The following is a 15509-nucleotide window of genomic DNA, read 5'->3' on the forward strand; positions in this document are numbered from 1 at the left end:
CCCGTAGCGTGTTCTCCATGACAACGGAGCGACTGGTGGTCATCGGGGGCGATGCGGCGGGTATGTCCGCCGCATCGCAGGCGCGCAGGCTGAAGGGTCCCGACGAGCTCGAGATCATGGCGTTCGAACGCGGGCACTTCAGCTCGTACTCGGCGTGCGGCATCCCGTACTGGGTGGGCGGTGATGTGCCCGAGCGCGACGACCTGATCGCCCGTACTCCGGCCGAGCACCGTGCGCGCGGCATCGATCTGCGGATGCGTACGGAGGTGACGGAGATCGACGTCGCGGGCGGGCGGGTGCGCTCGCGCGATCTGGAGACCGGAACGGAGGGCTGGACCGGTTACGACAAGCTGGTGATCGCGACCGGCGCCCGGCCGGTGCGGCCCAAGCTGCCGGGCATCGACGCGCCGGGCGTGCACGGGGTGCAGACCCTCGACGACGGCCAGGCGCTGCTGGACACCCTGAACAGTGCGGAAGGCCGGCGCGCGGTCGTGGTGGGCGGGGGCTACATCGGCGTCGAGATGGCCGAGGCACTGTTGAAGCGCGGCTACGAGGTGACGCTCGTCGACCGCGGCGAGCAGCCGATGGCGACGCTCGACCCGGACATGGGCCGTCTGGTTCACAAGGCGATGGCCGGCCTCGGCATCACGACGGTGACCGGCACCGCGGTGACCGCCATCCGCACGGACGAGGCGGGCCGGGCCCGGGCGGTGGTGACACAGGACGCCGAGTATCCGGCGGACGTGGTGGTCCTCGGTATCGGCGTCGAGCCGGAGACGACACTCGCGCGTGCCACGGGCCTTCCCCTCGGTGAGTACGGCGGTCTGCTGACGGACCTCTCGATGCGGGTCCGCGGCCAGGAGAACATCTGGGCGGGCGGCGACTGCGTGGAGGTGCTCGACCTGGTCTCCGGCCGCCACCGCCATGTCCCCCTGGGCACGCACGCCAACAAGCACGGCCAGATCATCGGAGCGAACGCGGGCGGCGGCTACGGCACCTTCCCGGGCGTGGTCGGCACGGCGGTCAGCAAGGTGTGCGAGCTGGAGATCGCCCGCACCGGCCTGCGCGAGAAGGACGCCCGCGCGGTCGGCCTCCAGTACGTCACGGCCACCATCGAGTCCACGAGCACCGCCGGCTACTACCCCGGCGCCGCCCTGATGACGGTCAAAATGCTGGCCGAACGCCGCACGGGCCGACTGCTGGGCGTCCAGATCGTCGGCCATGAGGGCTCGGGAAAGCGTGTCGACATCGCGGCGGTCGCCCTGACGGCGGGCATGACGGTGGACGGGATGACAGCCCTGGACCTCGGCTACGCCCCACCGTTCTCGCCGGTCTGGGACCCGGTCCTGGTGGCAGCGAGAAAGGCGACGGCGGCGGTCCGGCAGGCAGACGCGTAGGTCTGCCTCCCGGGGCTCCGCCCCGGACCCCGCGTGCAGGGGAAGCGCCCCGTCAGGGCCTACCGCGTGGTCGACTCGTGCACGTACGCCACCAGGCGGGTCAGCGCGTCCGGGTCCGTCGTCGGCAGCACCCCGTGGCCCAGGTTGAAGACATGGCCCTCCAGATCCGCCGCCGCGTCCAGGACCTCGCGGGTCTTGGACTCGACCGCCTCCGTGGTGGAGAAGAGGACCGCCGGGTCGAGGTTGCCCTGGAGCGCCTTGCCGGGGCCCACCCGGCGGGCGGCCTCGTCGAGCGGGACGCGCCAGTCGACGCCGACGACGTCCGCGCCCGCCTGCCCCATCAGGTCGAGCAGTTCCCCGGTGCCGACGCCGAAGTGGATGCGCGGGACACCGTAGGAGGCGACCGCGTCGAAGACCTTCGCCGACGCGGGCATCACCGAGCGCCGGTAGTCGGCGGGGGCGAGCGCGCCGACCCAGGAGTCGAAGAGCTGGACGGCGGAGGCGCCCGCCTCGATCTGGACCTTCAGGAACGCGGAGGTGATCTCCGCGAGGCGGTCCAGCAGGTCGGCCCACAGCTGCGGGTCGCCGTACATCAGCGCCTTGGTGTGCTCGTGGTTGCGCGAGGGGCCGCCCTCGACGAGGTAGCTCGCGAGCGTGAACGGTGCACCGGCGAACCCGATCAGCGGTGTGGAGCCGAGCTCCTCGGTGAGCATCCCGATCGCCTCGGTGACGTAGTGCACGTCGTCCGGTGTCAGATCGCGCAGCCGCGCGAGGTCCGCGCGGCTGCGGATGGGCTCCGCGACGACCGGGCCGACGCCCGGCTTGATGTCGAGGTCGACGCCGATGGCCTTCAGCGGCACCACGATGTCGCTGAAGTAGATCGCGGCGTCGACCTTGTGGCGCCGTACCGGCTGCAGCGTGATCTCGGTGACGAGCTCGGGCCGCATGCAGGACTCGAGCATCGCGATGCCCTCGCGCACCTTGAGGTACTCGGGAAGTGAGCGGCCCGCCTGCCGCATGAACCAGACCGGCGTGTGCGGCACGGGCTCGCGCCGGCAGGCCTTCAGGAACGCGGAGTCGTACGTCTTCGTCTGTCGGCCCGAGGAAGGGGTGTCCCCGGCTCGGGCGAAGCCTCGAGCGAGGGGAAGGTCGTTGGCGCTCACGCCCAGAATCTTCGCACGTACGCGGGAAGCGGCTGCCCCGGGCAGGGTGTCCCTCCCTGCGCGAAGCTCTCGTTCCGCCTACTCTTCCCCGCATGGCTGCGGCTCAGGGACATTTTTCCGATCATTCCAACAGCGCTGACACCTCGGACGGTGCGGAGCGGAATGCCGACCCGCGCGCGTTCCGGGAGGCAGTCGAGGCGCTGCGCGCGGCGCGGCTGCGGCCCGAGCTCGAGGTGGAACCGACCCGGCCTCCGCAGCGGCTCGCCTCGCATGCGTATGCCCTGGAGGCGGCGGTGGTCGACGGCGACGACGATCTGGCGGACGGGCGTCTGGTGCTGTTGCACGAGCCGGCCGGGCACGACGCCTGGCACGGCACCTTCCGGCTGGTGACCCTGGTGCGTGCCGAGCTGGAGCCGGAGATGGCGGCCGATCCGCTGCTCCCGGAGGTCTGCTGGTCGTGGCTGACGGGCGCGCTGGAGGCGCGCGGGCTGCTGTACGGGGAGCCGAGCGGCACCGTCACGCGGGCAAGCTCTCACTATTTCGGTGGACTCTCGCAGCGCCCGTCGGCGACCCAGATCGAGATCCGTGCGTCGTGGACTCCCCGCGAGGGTCAGGGGGGTGTCCCGGACTCGGCCGCACACCTCGCTGCCTGGTGCGATCTGCTGTGTCAGGTCGCCGGGCTGCCGCCCTCGCCGGCCGGCCCCGCGGACAGCGCGACAGGTGTGGTGACCCTCCCTCAGCGACGCGGTCCGCAGCAGACGTGACACGGGGCGCCGCTCGGCGCCGCGACACTGGTCGCGCGCCGTGCACATGAACGGTTCATTCGTAGGATGATCGATCGCCTGTCCGAATTGCCCGGATTATTACTCACCAAATCGTGATCATTCTCTAAAGGCGGGCGAGTTTGGTGCCGAAGAGGTCAGTGACCCAACTGCACGGTTCGCCCCGGCTACACCCCGAGCCGGCTCCGTCCCCCACCTTTCCAGGAGGCCTGGTGTCCGTTCTTCTCGAGCAGCCCGCAAGCCTGGTCGCCTACCGCCCGAACAAACCGACGGCCATGGTCGTCGTGGCCGACCCGCGTGTCCGTTCCACCGTCACCCGCCATCTGTGGGCACTGGGGGTGCGCGACGTGATCGAGGCGTCGTCCATCGCGGAGGCCCGCCCCCGCGTCGGCAACCCGCGTGACATCTGTGTGGCCGACGTCCACCTGCCCGACGGCTCCGGGCTGACCCTGCTCTCCGAGACCCGCGCCGCGGGCTGGCCCAACGGCCTGGCGCTCTCCGCCGCCGACGACATCGGCGCCGTACGCAACGCGCTCGCCGGCGGAGTCAAGGGCTATGTGGTCACCGGCACCCGTACCAACATCGGACACCCCACCCGTCCCGGCGCCTCCCCCCTCGGCGCCGCGGCCGGGCGTATGCACCGCCGCCCCCCGGGTGCCCCGAGCCACCCGGGCGGCTACCGCGAGCTCTCCGGCCGTGAGGTCGAGGTGCTCCGCCTGGTCGCGGAGGGCCAGTCCAACAAGGCGATCGGCGTCTCGATGGGTCTGTCCGCGCTGACCGTCAAGAGTCACCTCGCCCGTATCGCACGCAAGCTGGGCACGGGTGACCGGGCCGGAATGGTGGCCGTGGCGCTGCGTACCGGAATCATCCACTGACCGCTTTACACATCTTCGGCGCTCGTCGACGGAACGTTCCGTCGACGAGCGCGTTCCGTTCACAGATACCCTTGACACGTGACCGACGCCCAAGAGACCGCAGCAGAGACAGCACTGCGAACCACCGGGGGCGCTCCCCCGGACGATGGCGTCCCAGAGGGTGGGCTGCCGATTCCGTTGCTGGAGCCCCGCGAAGGAATTCCGCCCGTGGTTGCGGACGAGGCAGCCCTCGCAGAAGTGATCGCCGCCTTCGCCGCAGGCACCGGCCCTGTCGCCGTCGACGCCGAGCGCGCGTCCGGCTACCGGTACGGCCAGCGGGCCTACCTCGTCCAACTGCGCCGTGAAGGCGCGGGTACGGCGCTGATCGACCCCGTCGGCTGCCCCGATCTGTCCGGACTCGGCGAGGCGCTGACCGGTACGGAGTGGATCCTGCACGCGGCCACCCAGGACCTGCCGTGCCTGCGCGAAATAGGCATGCTTCCGACCAGCCTGTTCGACACCGAGCTGGCCGGGCGGCTCGCCGGGTTCCCGCGGGTCGGGCTCGGCGCCATGGTCGAGAGCGTCCTCGGCTACGCCCTGGAGAAGGGCCACTCGGCGGTCGACTGGTCCACCCGCCCGCTGCCCGAGCCCTGGCTGCGCTATGCGGCGCTCGATGTGGAGCTGCTCGTCGATCTGCGGGACGCTCTGGAGAAGGAGCTCGACCGGCAGGGCAAGCTCGACTGGGCCCACCAGGAGTTCGACGCGATCGTCTCGGCCCCGCCCGCTCCCCCGCGCAAGGACCCCTGGCGCCGCACCTCCGGAATGCACAAGGTGCGCCGCCGCCGCCAGATGGCGGTCGTACGGGAGCTGTGGACGGCCCGCGACAAGGTGGCGCAGCGGCGCGACGTGTCGCCCGGCAAGGTGCTCGGCGACGCCGCGATCGTGGAGGCCGCGCTCGCCGTCCCCGAGAATGTGCACGCGCTCAGCGCGCTGCCCGGCTTCGGGCACCGGATGGGCAGACGTCAGCTGGAGCAGTGGCAGGCGGCCGTCGACCGGGCGAAGGCACTGCCCGACTCCGAGCTGCCGCAGCCGGGCCAGCCGTTGAACGGCCCGCCGCCGCCGCGCTCGTGGGTGGACAAGGACCCGGAGGCCGCGGCCCGGCTGTCGGCCGCGCGGACGGCGGTCTCGGCGCTGGCCGAGGAGCTGAACCTGCCGCAGGAGAATCTGATCACGCCGGACACGGTCCGCCGGGTCTGCTGGGAGCCGCCGTCCGAGCCGACGGTGCCTGCGGTGTCGGCCGCGCTGTCCGCTCTGGGCGCGCGCGCCTGGCAGATCGAGCTGGTGGCGCCGCTGCTGGCGGACGCGCTGACGGCGACGCCTGCGTAACGAGCGCGCGGCGCCTGCGCCGGTCCTGTGCGCTGCCCGCCCCTTCCCGCCGCCAGCGGCTCGGCCCCCGGACCCCGCGCCTCGAAGCCCCCTGCGCCCTGCGGGCGTGGGAGGTACTCCCGCCTGAGGCCGTGCGGGCATCCGGGGCTTGCCCCCAATGCGGGATTCGGGGTCCCCCCACACCGCCAGGCGTAGGAGAAGAGGAAGCGGCCCGCCACAAGCCCCGCACGCCTCCGCCGCCTCACGGCGCGGCTCACTGTCCTGGACGCAGGCCGAGCCGCCCGCGCCCGTCCGTGTGACGTTCAACGCTCCCGTCGTGAGGGGTGGGCAACCTGGTTACCCACAAGTAGCATGAGAGCAGCAAGCGCGCGCTTAGCCGTGTGCCCGCAGCAGCAGTGCCACCCCGCACCCTGGAGGAGAGCCATCGTGCCTCGTACCGTCAGGGATGTCGTCTTCGTCGACGGCGTCCGCACCCCGTTCGGCAAGGCGGGCCCGAAGGGCATCTACCACGAGACCCGCGCCGACGATCTCGTCGTGAAGGCCATCCGGGAGCTGCTGCGCCGCAACCCGGACCTGGACCCCGCGAAGATCGACGAGGTCGCCATCGCCGCGACCACGCAGATCGGTGACCAGGGTCTGACCATCGGCCGTACCGCCGGCATCCTCGCGGGTCTGCCGCAGTCCGTGCCCGGTTACTCCATCGACCGCATGTGTGCCGGCGCCCTGACCGCCGTCACCGCGGTCGCGGGCAGCGTGGCCTTCGGTGCGTACGACATCGCCATCGCCGGCGGTGTCGAGCACATGGGCCGCCACCCGATGGGCGAGGGCGTCGACCCGAACCCGCGCTTCGTGTCGGAGAAGCTCGTCGACCAGTCGGCCCTCTTCATGGGTATGACCGCCGAGAACCTGCACGACCGCTACCCCTCGATCACCAAGCAGCGCGCCGACGAGTACGCCGTGCGCTCGCAGGAGAAGGCCGCCAAGGCGTACGCCAACGGCAAGATCCAGCAGGACCTGGTGCCGGTCTCGGTGCGCCGCACCAACCCCGAGGCCGGCGAGACCGGCTGGGGCCTGGTCACCGCCGACGAGCCGATGCGCCCGGGCACGACCCTGGAGAACCTCTCGGGTCTGAAGACGCCCTTCCGTGTCCACGGCCGTGTCACCGCCGGTAACGCCGCCGGTCTGAACGACGGCGCCACCGCCTCCCTCATCGCCTCCGAGGACTTCGCCCGCGAGAACAACCTCCCGGTGAAGATGCGCCTGGTCTCGTACTCCTTCGCCGGAGTCGAGCCCGAGGTCATGGGCTACGGCCCGATCCCGGCGACCGAGAAGGCCCTCGCCCAGGCCGGCCTGTCCATCGAGGACATCGGCCTGTTCGAGGTCAACGAGGCCTTCGCCGTCCAGGTGCTGGCCTTCCTCGAGCACTATGGCATCGCCGACGACGACGCCCGTGTCAACCAGTACGGCGGCGCCATCGCCTTCGGCCACCCCCTCGCCTCCTCCGGCGTGCGTCTGATGACGCAGCTGGCGCGGCAGTTCGAGGAGCAGCCGGAGGTCCGTTACGGCCTCACCACGATGTGCGTCGGCTTCGGCATGGGCGCCACCGTGATCTGGGAGAACCCGCACCACAAGGACGCCGGAGGCAACAAGTGAGCACCACCGCTGAGCTCCTGAAGGGCGCGGCCGAGCTGTTCCCGGACGAGGTCGTCACGCAGGCGCACGTACGCCACCTCGACCTCCCGGGCGGCGCGGGCACGTTCGCCCTCATCACCCTGGACAACGGCTTCGACCACACCAAGCCGACCACCTTCGGCCCGCAGTCCCTCGCGAACCTCGACACCGCGATCGACCAGGTCGAGGCCGAGGCCGCGAACGGCGACATCGTCGGCGTCGGTATCACCGGCAAGCCGTTCATCTTCGCCGTGGGCGCCGACCTCAAGGGCGTCGAGCTGCTGAAGCAGCAGTCGGACGCGCTCGCCATCGGCAAGGGCGGCCACGACGTCTTCAAGCGTCTGTCGCACCTCGCCGTGCCGACCTTCGCGTACTACAACGGCGCGGCGATGGGCGGCGGTGTCGAGGTCGGTCTGCACTGCTCCTACCGCACCGTCTCGAAGGCCCTCCCGGCCTTCTCGCTCCCCGAGGTCTTTCTCGGTCTCGTCCCGGGCTGGGGCGGCTGCACGATCCTGCCGAACCTGATCGGTGCGGACCGCGCGGTCTCCGTGATCATCGAGAACTCGCTCAACCAGAACAAGCAGCTCAAGGGCAGCCAGGTCTTCGAGCTCGGCATCGCCGACGCGATCTTCGAGGGCGCCGACTTCCTGGAGCAGTCGCTGATCTGGACCGCGTCCCTCCTCAAGGGCGAGATCGCGGTCGAGCGTGCGGAGATCGACCGTGGCGAGGCCTGGGACCAGGCCGTCGCCCGCGGCCGGTTCATCGCCGACTCCAAGGTGCACGGCGCTGCTCCGGCGGCGTACCGCGCCCTGGACATCATCGAGGCGTCCAAGGACGGCGACCTCCAGAAGGGCTTCGACGCCGAGGACACCGCCCTCGCCGACCTCATCATGGGTGGCGAACTGCGCTCCGGTATCTACGCCTTCAACCTGGTGCAGAAGCGCGGCAAGCGCCCCGCCGGTGCCCCGGACAAGAACCTGGCCCGCCCGGTCACCAAGGTCGGCGTCGTCGGCGCCGGTCTGATGGCCTCTCAGCTGGCGCTGCTCTTCCTGCGCCGCCTCGAGGTGCCGGTCGTGCTGACCGACATCGACCAGGAGCGCGTCGACAAGGGTGTGGGCTACGTCCAGGCCGAGATCGACAAGCTGCTCGGCAAGGGCCGGATCAACCAGGACAAGGCCAACCGCCTGAAGGCCCTTGTGTCCGGTGTTCTCGACAAGGCCGAGGGCTTCGCGGACGCGGACTTCATCATCGAGGCCGTGTTCGAGGAGATGTCCGTCAAGCAGAAGGTGTTCGCGGAGGTCGAGGCGGTTGCCCCGGCGCACGCGATCCTCGCCACGAACACCTCCTCGCTGTCGGTGTCCGAGATGGCCTCCAAGCTCCAGCACCCGGAGCGTGTGGTCGGCTTCCACTTCTTCAACCCGGTCGCGGTCCTGCCGCTGCTGGAGATCGTCCGCGGTGAGAAGACGGACGACGCGTCCCTCGCCACCGCCTTCGGTGTGGCGAAGAAGCTGAAGAAGACCGCGGTTCTCACCAAGGACGCCCCGGCGTTCGTCGTGAACCGCATCCTGACCCGCTTCATGGGCGAGATCCAGAACGTCATCGACGAGGGCACCCCGGTGGCCACCGCCGAGAAGGCCATCGAGCCCCTCGGTCTGCCGATGTCGCCGCTGGTCCTGCTGGAGCTGGTCGGTCCGGCCATCGGTCTGCACGTCTCCGAGACCCTCAACCGCGCCTTCCCGGAGCGTTTCACGGTCTCCGAGAACCTGGCCGCGGTCGTCAAGGCCGGCAAGCGCGGCTTCTACGTCTACGACTCCGGCAAGCCGGAGCTGGACCCCGAGGTCGCTGCTCTCCTCAAGCAGGGCGATGTCGTCCTGACCGAGGAGCAGGTCCGTGCCCGCGTCCTGGACGCGGTCGCGCAGGAGATCGGCCTGATGCTCGAGGAGGGTGTCGTGGCCGAGGCCCAGGACATCGACCTCTGCCTGATCACGGGCGCGGGCTGGCCCTTCCACCTGGGTGGTATCACGCCGTACCTGGACCGTGAGGGTGTTTCCGAGCGTGTGAACGGCAAGCCGTTCCTGGCGCAGGGCATCGCGAGCGTCCCGGCGTAACACCGAGAGACCCGCGAACGGGCCGTACGGATCCTTCCGTACGGCCCGTTCGCGCGTCGCGTCCCGCGCGGCGGCCCTGCCCGGGCGGGGCAGGACAGCGTCCCGGGCACGACCGATGCCCGCCCTGGGCCTGCTCCCGTCAGGCGGTCGCCCATGCGCCGAGCAGGAGACCCTCCGCGGTGGTGTCCTGGCGTGCCACCCGCAGGCGGCCGTCCGGATCCAGCGAGGCCACGACGAGGCGGCCGTACGCGTCGATGGCCGCGGCCGGCCCACGTACCCCCGGTCCGCCCGTGCGCTCCCACCACAGAAGGGGGTTCTCGTCGTCCGTCGGGTACGCGGCGATAGCCGTCTCCCCCTCGGGCGCACGCCGCAGCAGCACCGTGCAGTCGTATCCGTCGACGGACGCCTGGGCAAGGGTGACTCCGTGGCCTGCGGCATCGCCGATACGGGTCGAGGTACCGTCCGTCCGCAGAGCCAGGAGAGCGCCGTCGCCGGCGTCCGAGCCGTACACCGTGATCCCCGACCCGGTCCTCCGCGCGGCGAGCGCGGAACCACGGGCAGCCCGCAGGGGCAGCAGATCCGGGCTGCGGACCAGGCCCCCCTTGCCGGACCCCTGGTACCAGCGGATCACGCCCTCGTCCGTCGGGGCGAACAGCTCCGGCCGCCCTCGTTCGTCGAGCACGGCGGCGAGCCCGTCGTTGACGCCGGTGCCCTGCCGGTCGGTCCACGGTCCCCAGGAGCCGTCAGCCCGCTGGGAGCGGGAGCTGACGCCGCGTCCGAAGTTCCGCGCGAAGATGTGCGGGCAGCCGTTGCCGTCCACGACCACGGCGGGAACACCGACTTCCCGGCCCTTGGTCCGGTGACCGCCGTTGGGATTGCCGAGCGACCGCCACGGGGCGACGGGCCGGCCTGTCTGGTACTGCACCGCGTGCATGACCTCGACCTCGGCCCCGCCTGCCGACGCGTCCGGGGTACGGCGCAGCGAAACCAGGTGCACCCAGCCTTCCGGGCTCTGGGCGACCGCGAGGACGGGCAGCAGCGGCGGCGTCGAGAGCAACCGCTGCTCGGTCCAGTCGGGACCGCCCGGGCGGTCCTCGGTCCAGCGCACGATCCCGCCGCCCAGGGCCGCGTACACGGTCAGACGATCGTCGGCGCCACGGGTGAGCCAGATACGGCCGCCCGGGTAGCGGGGTACGGCAGGCTGTGGCGCGGACGCGTCACAGGGCGCGGCGGCCCGGAAGCACTCCACGACGAGAGCGGAGGCGTCCGGCCGGTCCGCGCGCAGCCGTACGGCTTCGAGGACCGCCTGGGCGACTGCTGTGTGTTCGGGGTGGTCGGCGTACGAGGCGGTCTCCCCGTCCCAGCCGGTGTGCTCGGGGTCCGGGTCGAGCGTGCGGAGCATCGCCGGGGAGAACCGTTCCAGCAGTTCGACGGCGCAGCCGGTCAGCTCCCGCTGCGCCCCGGGGCCGAGCCACTGCGCCGCGTCCGCGAAACAGACCTCGACGTACGGCGCCGAGGACAGGGTGTGAATCTCCAGGGAGGTGCCGCCGGGCAGTCGCTCGGCGTGCCGGGTCCATGCACCGCCCTTGCCCAGCGTGTCGAGCAGGGCTGTACGGGCCGCCGCGTCGCCGGGCGCGAAACAGATGAGCGCCGACGGCCGGGCGGGGGCGCTGACGGGCCGCAGCACGTCGACTCCGCCCACGCTCAGCACGTCGGCAGGATGGGCGACGACATGGGCCACCGTGCCCGGGCAGGAGGCACTGCCGTCAGCGCCGTGCCGGGCCGGGGCCTCGCGGCGTTCCGCTTGGCGCCTCCCCCGGTCCTTCGTCCGACGCTCTTCCTTCACGAAGGCCCGCCCCACCCGGCTACTCCTCGATTTCCGCTTCACAAGGTCATCCACCCTACACAGCGTGCGAACGAGGTTCCCGGAGCGGGGCGGTAGGCATCACGGGCTGACGGACCGTCCGTGCAAGGCTGGCCTCATGGACACTCTTGTGGTGGTGGACGGCGCCAATGTCGTCGGATCCGTACCGGACGGCTGGTGGCGCGATCGCCGTGGGGCCGCGGAGCGACTGCGGGACGAGTTGGCCGCGCGTGCCTCGGAAGGGGTAGCGGGATACCGGCCGGTGGAGATCGTGCTCGTCGTCGAAGGAGCCGCCAAGGGCGTTGAGTCCGTCCCCGGCGTTCGGGTCGTGCCCGCACCCGGCAGCGGCGACGACTGCATCGTGGAGCAGGTGGCCGCCGAGGCGCCACGACGGCACTGCGTGGTCGTCACGGCCGACCGGGAACTGCGCAGGCGGGTCGAGGCGTCGGGCGCCGAGTGTGTGGGCCCGCGCGCGGTGCGCGGGAGCGACAAGCGCGAATAGGGACATGCCGCGGCCCCGTGCGCCCCCAGGCGGGGCGCACGGGGCCGGAGGGAGCGGCTCCTAGTAGATGGCGTCCTTGCCCGCCTTGCCGAGGCGGCTGTGGGAGCGCCCGTAGAGGAAGTACACGACCAGGCCGATCAGCATCCAGATGGCGAAACGGAGCCAGGTCTCCCCCGGCAGGTTCAGCATCAGCCACACCGTCGCGGCGATGGACAGGATCGGGATCACCGGCACCCACGGGGTGCGGAAGGCTCGGTGCAGATCCGGCCGGGTGCGGCGCAGGACCATCACGCCGATGGCGACCATGACGAACGCGAAGAGCGTGCCGATGTTCACGAGGGTCGCGAGTTCATTGATGCTCGTGAAGCCCGCGACGATGGCGATGACCACTCCGAGCAGGATCGTCGGGCGGTACGGGGTCCTGAACCGCGGGTGCGTGACGGAGAAGAACCGAGGCAGCAGCCCGTCACGGCTCATCGCGAAGAACACACGGGTCTGGCCCAGCAGCAGGATGAGGCACACGGTGGTGAGGCCGACGGCGGCGCCGAAACTGATCACACCCGCGTAGAACGGATGCCCGAGGGCCTTGAAGGCGTCGGCCAGAGGGGCGCTGACGGACAGTTCGGTGTAGTGCTGCATACCGGTCACCACGAGCGCGACGGCGACATAGAGCACGGTGCAGATGAGGAGCGAGCCGAGGATGCCGCGGGGCATGTCCCGCTGCGGGACCTTGGTCTCCTCGGCGGCGGTGGCGACCACGTCGAAGCCGATGAACGCGAAGAAGACGACGGAGGCGGCGGTGAAGATGCCCATGACGCCGAAGTTGGTGGGCTCGTAGCCGAACAGCAGCTGGACCAACGGGGCATCCTCCCAGCCCACTCCGCCGGGCGGGGTCTGCGCTTTGGGGATGAACGGCTTGTAGTTGTCGCCGTTGATGAAGAACAGACCGGCGATGATCACGATCATGACCACCGTCACCTTGATGGCCACGACGATCGCGGTGATCCGGGCGGAGAGCTTCATGCCGATCACCAGGATCACCGTGAGCACCAGGACCAGCAGGAAGGCCAGGAGGTCGAAGGCGCCGCCGGGTACGTCGGGCCCTTCCAGCGCCCCCGGCATGTGCCAGCCCGCGTTGTCCATCAGGGAGCGCACATAGCCGGACCAGCCGACCGCGACGACCGCAGTGCCCAGCGCGAACTCGAGGACGAGGTCCCAGCCGATGATCCAGGCCGGCAGCTCACCGAGGGAGGCGTACGCGAACGTGTACGCCGACCCGGCCACCGGGACCGTGGAGGCGAACTCGGCGTAGCACAGGGCCGCCAGCGCGCAGACGATACCGGCGGCGACAAAGGCCAGCGCCGTGGCCGGTCCCGCGTTCTCCTTGGCCACCTTTCCGGTGAGCACGAAGATGCCGGTACCGATGATCACCCCGACGCCGAAGACGGTCAGGTCCCAGGCGGACAGGGTCTTCTTCAGCGCATGCTCGGGTTCTTCCGTGTCCCGGATCGATTGTTCGACCGTTTTACTCCGGAACATCGACGCGTTCGACTGCTGGTCCGTGCTCACCGACGTACCTCCGTACCCATGGCCGTATGCCCATGATCGAGAGGGGTGCGGGGCCCCGCCTGCCCTCCCGATGCGTTTCACACGAAAGGACCGGACGGAAACCCCTCGGGGTGCTCCGACCGGCCCAATGTGTAGGCCGGATGAGGACGGCTCAGTCGCGGGCGGGCTCCACGGCCTCGCTCTCGAAGCGGCCGTCCAGCCGGGAGACCAGACCGGTGACCTGGCGGGCGATGTCCGGGGCGGTCAGCCCGATCTCCGCCATGACCTCCTTGCGGGAGGCGTGGTCCAGGAAGCGCGGCGGGATACCGAAGTCCCGCAGGGGCACATCGACCCCCGCGTCGCGCAGCGCCTGGGCGATCGCCGAACCGACGCCGCCGACCCGGCTGTTGTCCTCGACGGTGACGACGACGCGGTGCTGCTCGGCGAGCGGCGCGAGCGCCTCGTCGACCGGCTTGACCCAGCGGGGGTCCACCACGGTGGTCGAGATTCCCTGGGCATCCAGCAGGCCGGCGATCTCGAGGCACATCGGGGCGAGCGCGCCGACGGAGACGAGCAGTACGTCGGGCCGGTCGGTCTCGGGACGGCGCAGCACGTCCATGCCGCCGACCTTGCCCACGGTCTTCACCGCGGGGCCCACCGCGCCCTTGGAGAAGCGCACCACGGTCGGCGCGTCATCGATGTCGACGGCCTCGCGCAGCTGGGCGCGCACCTGGTCGGCGTCGCGCGGGGCCGCGATCCGCAGGTCCGGGACGACCTGGAGGATCGACATGTCCCACATGCCGTTGTGCGAGGCGCCGTCGGTGCCGGTGACACCGGCCCGATCGAGTACGAAGGTGACACCGCACTTGTGCAGCGCCACGTCCATGAGGACCTGGTCGAAGGCGCGGTTGAGGAACGTGGCGTACACGGCGAAGACGGGGTGCAGCCCACCGGTCGCCAGGCCCGCCGCCGAGACGGCGCCGTGCTGCTCGGCGATACCGACGTCGTAGACCCGGTCGGGGAATGCCTTGGCGAACTTGTCGAGGCCGACCGGCTGGAGCATCGCGGCCGTGATGGCGACGATGTCCCTGCGCTCCTTGCCGAGCTTGACCATCTCCTCGCCGAAGACCGAGGTCCAGTCGACGCCGGAGGAGGCGATCGGCAGACCGGTGTCGGGGTGGATCTTGCCGACCGCGTGGAAGCGGTCCGCCTCGTCCTGGAGGGCGGGCTGGTAGCCGCGGCCCTTCTCGGTGAGGCAGTGCACGATCACGGGCCCGCCGAAGCGCTTGGCGCGGGCGAGCGCGGACTCCAGGGCCGCGATGTCGTGGCCGTCGATCGGGCCGACGTACTTCAGGCCGAGGTCCTCGAACATGCCCTGCGGGGCGATGAAGTCCTTGAGGCCCTTCTTGGCGCCGTGGAGGGTCTCGTAGAGCGGCTTCCCGACGACGGGGGTGCGCTCCAGGATGTCCTTGCCCCGGGCCAGGAAACGCTCGTAGCCGTCGGTCGTGCGCAGCGTGGCCAGGTGGTTGGCGAGGCCGCCGATCGTCGGTGCGTACGAGCGCTCGTTGTCGTTGACGACGATGACCAGCGGGCGGTCCTTGGCGGCCGCGATGTTGTTCAGCGCCTCCCAGGCCATCCCGCCGGTGAGGGCACCGTCACCGATGACCGCGACGACGTGGTCGTCCTTCGCCAGGACCTCGTTGGCCTTGGCCAGGCCGTCGGCCCAGCCCAGCACGGTGGAGGCGTGCGAGTTCTCGATGATGTCGTGCTCGGACTCGGCACGGGCGGGGTAGCCGGACAGGCCGCCCTTCATCTTCAGCTTCGAGAAGTCCTGACGGCCGGTGAGCAGTTTGTGCACATAGCTCTGGTGACCGGTGTCCCACAGGACCTTGTCCTTCGGGGAGTCGAAGACACGGTGCAGGGCGATGGTCAGCTCGACCACGCCGAGGTTGGGGCCGAGGTGTCCGCCGGTCTTGGAGACGGCGTCCACCAGGAAGGTCCGGATCTCTGCGGCCAACTGCTCCAGCTGCTCGGGGCTGAGCCGGTCCAGATCGCGCGGTCCTGTGATGCGGGTCAGCAGCTCCCCCTCGGCGCCCACCACCACCTTTGCACGACGCGCTTCGCGCGGCTGTGTCACCGTGCCTCCTTGCATTGAGCTGATCCAGCTTGCCGATTGCCCGAGTCTAATGTTCCGGTCGGGACCTTGGTCATCGGGCGGTGCGTTCTGTGTCACG

11 protein-coding genes are annotated in these 15509 nt (G+C 70.7%); 7 read left to right on the forward strand and 4 right to left on the reverse strand.

What is annotated here, in order from left to right; translation table 11 throughout:
• Window positions 1-17: 17 nt before the first annotated feature.
• Window positions 18-1397, forward strand: coding sequence for an FAD-dependent oxidoreductase (locus tag ACFYWI_RS10655; RefSeq protein ID WP_389228482.1), 1380 nt, complete (start codon window positions 18-20; stop codon window positions 1395-1397).
• Window positions 1398-1456: 59 nt separating this feature from the next.
• Here the strand turns inward: ACFYWI_RS10655 and hemE are convergent, their stop codons facing one another.
• Window positions 1457-2464 (reverse strand): uroporphyrinogen decarboxylase, encoded by a 1008-nt coding sequence (hemE, locus tag ACFYWI_RS10660; protein ID WP_389229244.1) that lies wholly within the window; start codon window positions 2462-2464, stop codon window positions 1457-1459.
• Between the two features lie 188 nt (window positions 2465-2652).
• Between hemE and ACFYWI_RS10665 the strand changes: the two genes are divergently transcribed.
• From ACFYWI_RS10665 to ACFYWI_RS10685, 5 genes are all read left to right on the forward strand, one after another.
• Entirely contained in the window at window positions 2653-3324 is a 672-nt protein-coding gene (locus ACFYWI_RS10665) for a DUF3000 domain-containing protein (RefSeq protein ID WP_389228485.1), read from the forward strand.
• Between the two features lie 230 nt (window positions 3325-3554).
• Window positions 3555-4217 carry a response regulator transcription factor gene (locus ACFYWI_RS10670; protein ID WP_328395063.1) on the forward strand — a complete coding sequence of 221 codons (663 nt, stop codon included), beginning with the start codon at window positions 3555-3557 and terminating at the stop codon, window positions 4215-4217.
• 78 nt (window positions 4218-4295) lie between these two features.
• A complete protein-coding gene (locus tag ACFYWI_RS10675; protein WP_389228488.1) occupies window positions 4296-5582 on the forward strand; it encodes a ribonuclease D in 1287 nt (428 codons plus the stop codon).
• 426 nt (window positions 5583-6008) lie between these two features.
• The gene (locus tag ACFYWI_RS10680) at window positions 6009-7235 is read left to right on the forward strand and encodes a thiolase family protein (protein ID WP_389228491.1); all 1227 of its coding nucleotides are present in this window, start codon (window positions 6009-6011) and stop codon (window positions 7233-7235) included.
• Complete coding sequence (locus ACFYWI_RS10685; protein ID WP_389228494.1) at window positions 7232-9361, forward strand: 3-hydroxyacyl-CoA dehydrogenase NAD-binding domain-containing protein; 2130 nt, start codon at window positions 7232-7234, stop codon at window positions 9359-9361. The genes ACFYWI_RS10680 and ACFYWI_RS10685 overlap by 4 nt, the downstream gene beginning before the upstream one ends.
• A gap of 139 nt (window positions 9362-9500) precedes the next feature.
• On the opposite strand, the gene ACFYWI_RS10690 is transcribed toward ACFYWI_RS10685, so the two are convergent.
• Window positions 9501-11222 (reverse strand): hypothetical protein, encoded by a 1722-nt coding sequence (locus tag ACFYWI_RS10690; protein WP_389228497.1) that lies wholly within the window; start codon window positions 11220-11222, stop codon window positions 9501-9503.
• 121 nt (window positions 11223-11343) lie between these two features.
• Here ACFYWI_RS10690 and ACFYWI_RS10695 point away from each other — a divergent pair, with 121 nt between their 5' ends.
• Entirely contained in the window at window positions 11344-11727 is a 384-nt protein-coding gene (locus ACFYWI_RS10695; protein ID WP_389228500.1) for an NYN domain-containing protein, read from the forward strand.
• 60 nt (window positions 11728-11787) lie between these two features.
• Here ACFYWI_RS10695 and ACFYWI_RS10700 read toward each other — a convergent pair whose 3' ends face one another.
• Window positions 11788-13266: an amino acid permease gene (locus ACFYWI_RS10700; protein ID WP_389229247.1), complete on the reverse strand. Its 1479-nt coding sequence runs from the start codon at window positions 13264-13266 to the stop codon at window positions 11788-11790.
• A 181-nt stretch (window positions 13267-13447) separates the two neighbouring features.
• On the reverse strand, window positions 13448-15355 hold the full coding sequence (dxs, locus tag ACFYWI_RS10705) for a 1-deoxy-D-xylulose-5-phosphate synthase (RefSeq protein ID WP_389229250.1): 1908 nt from the start codon (window positions 15353-15355) through the stop codon (window positions 13448-13450).
• Window positions 15356-15509: the final 154 nt, after the last annotated feature.

The sequence above is a fragment of the Streptomyces sp. NPDC002889 genome (genome assembly GCF_042888425.1).
Classification (GTDB): Bacteria; Actinomycetota; Actinomycetes; order Streptomycetales; family Streptomycetaceae; genus Streptomyces.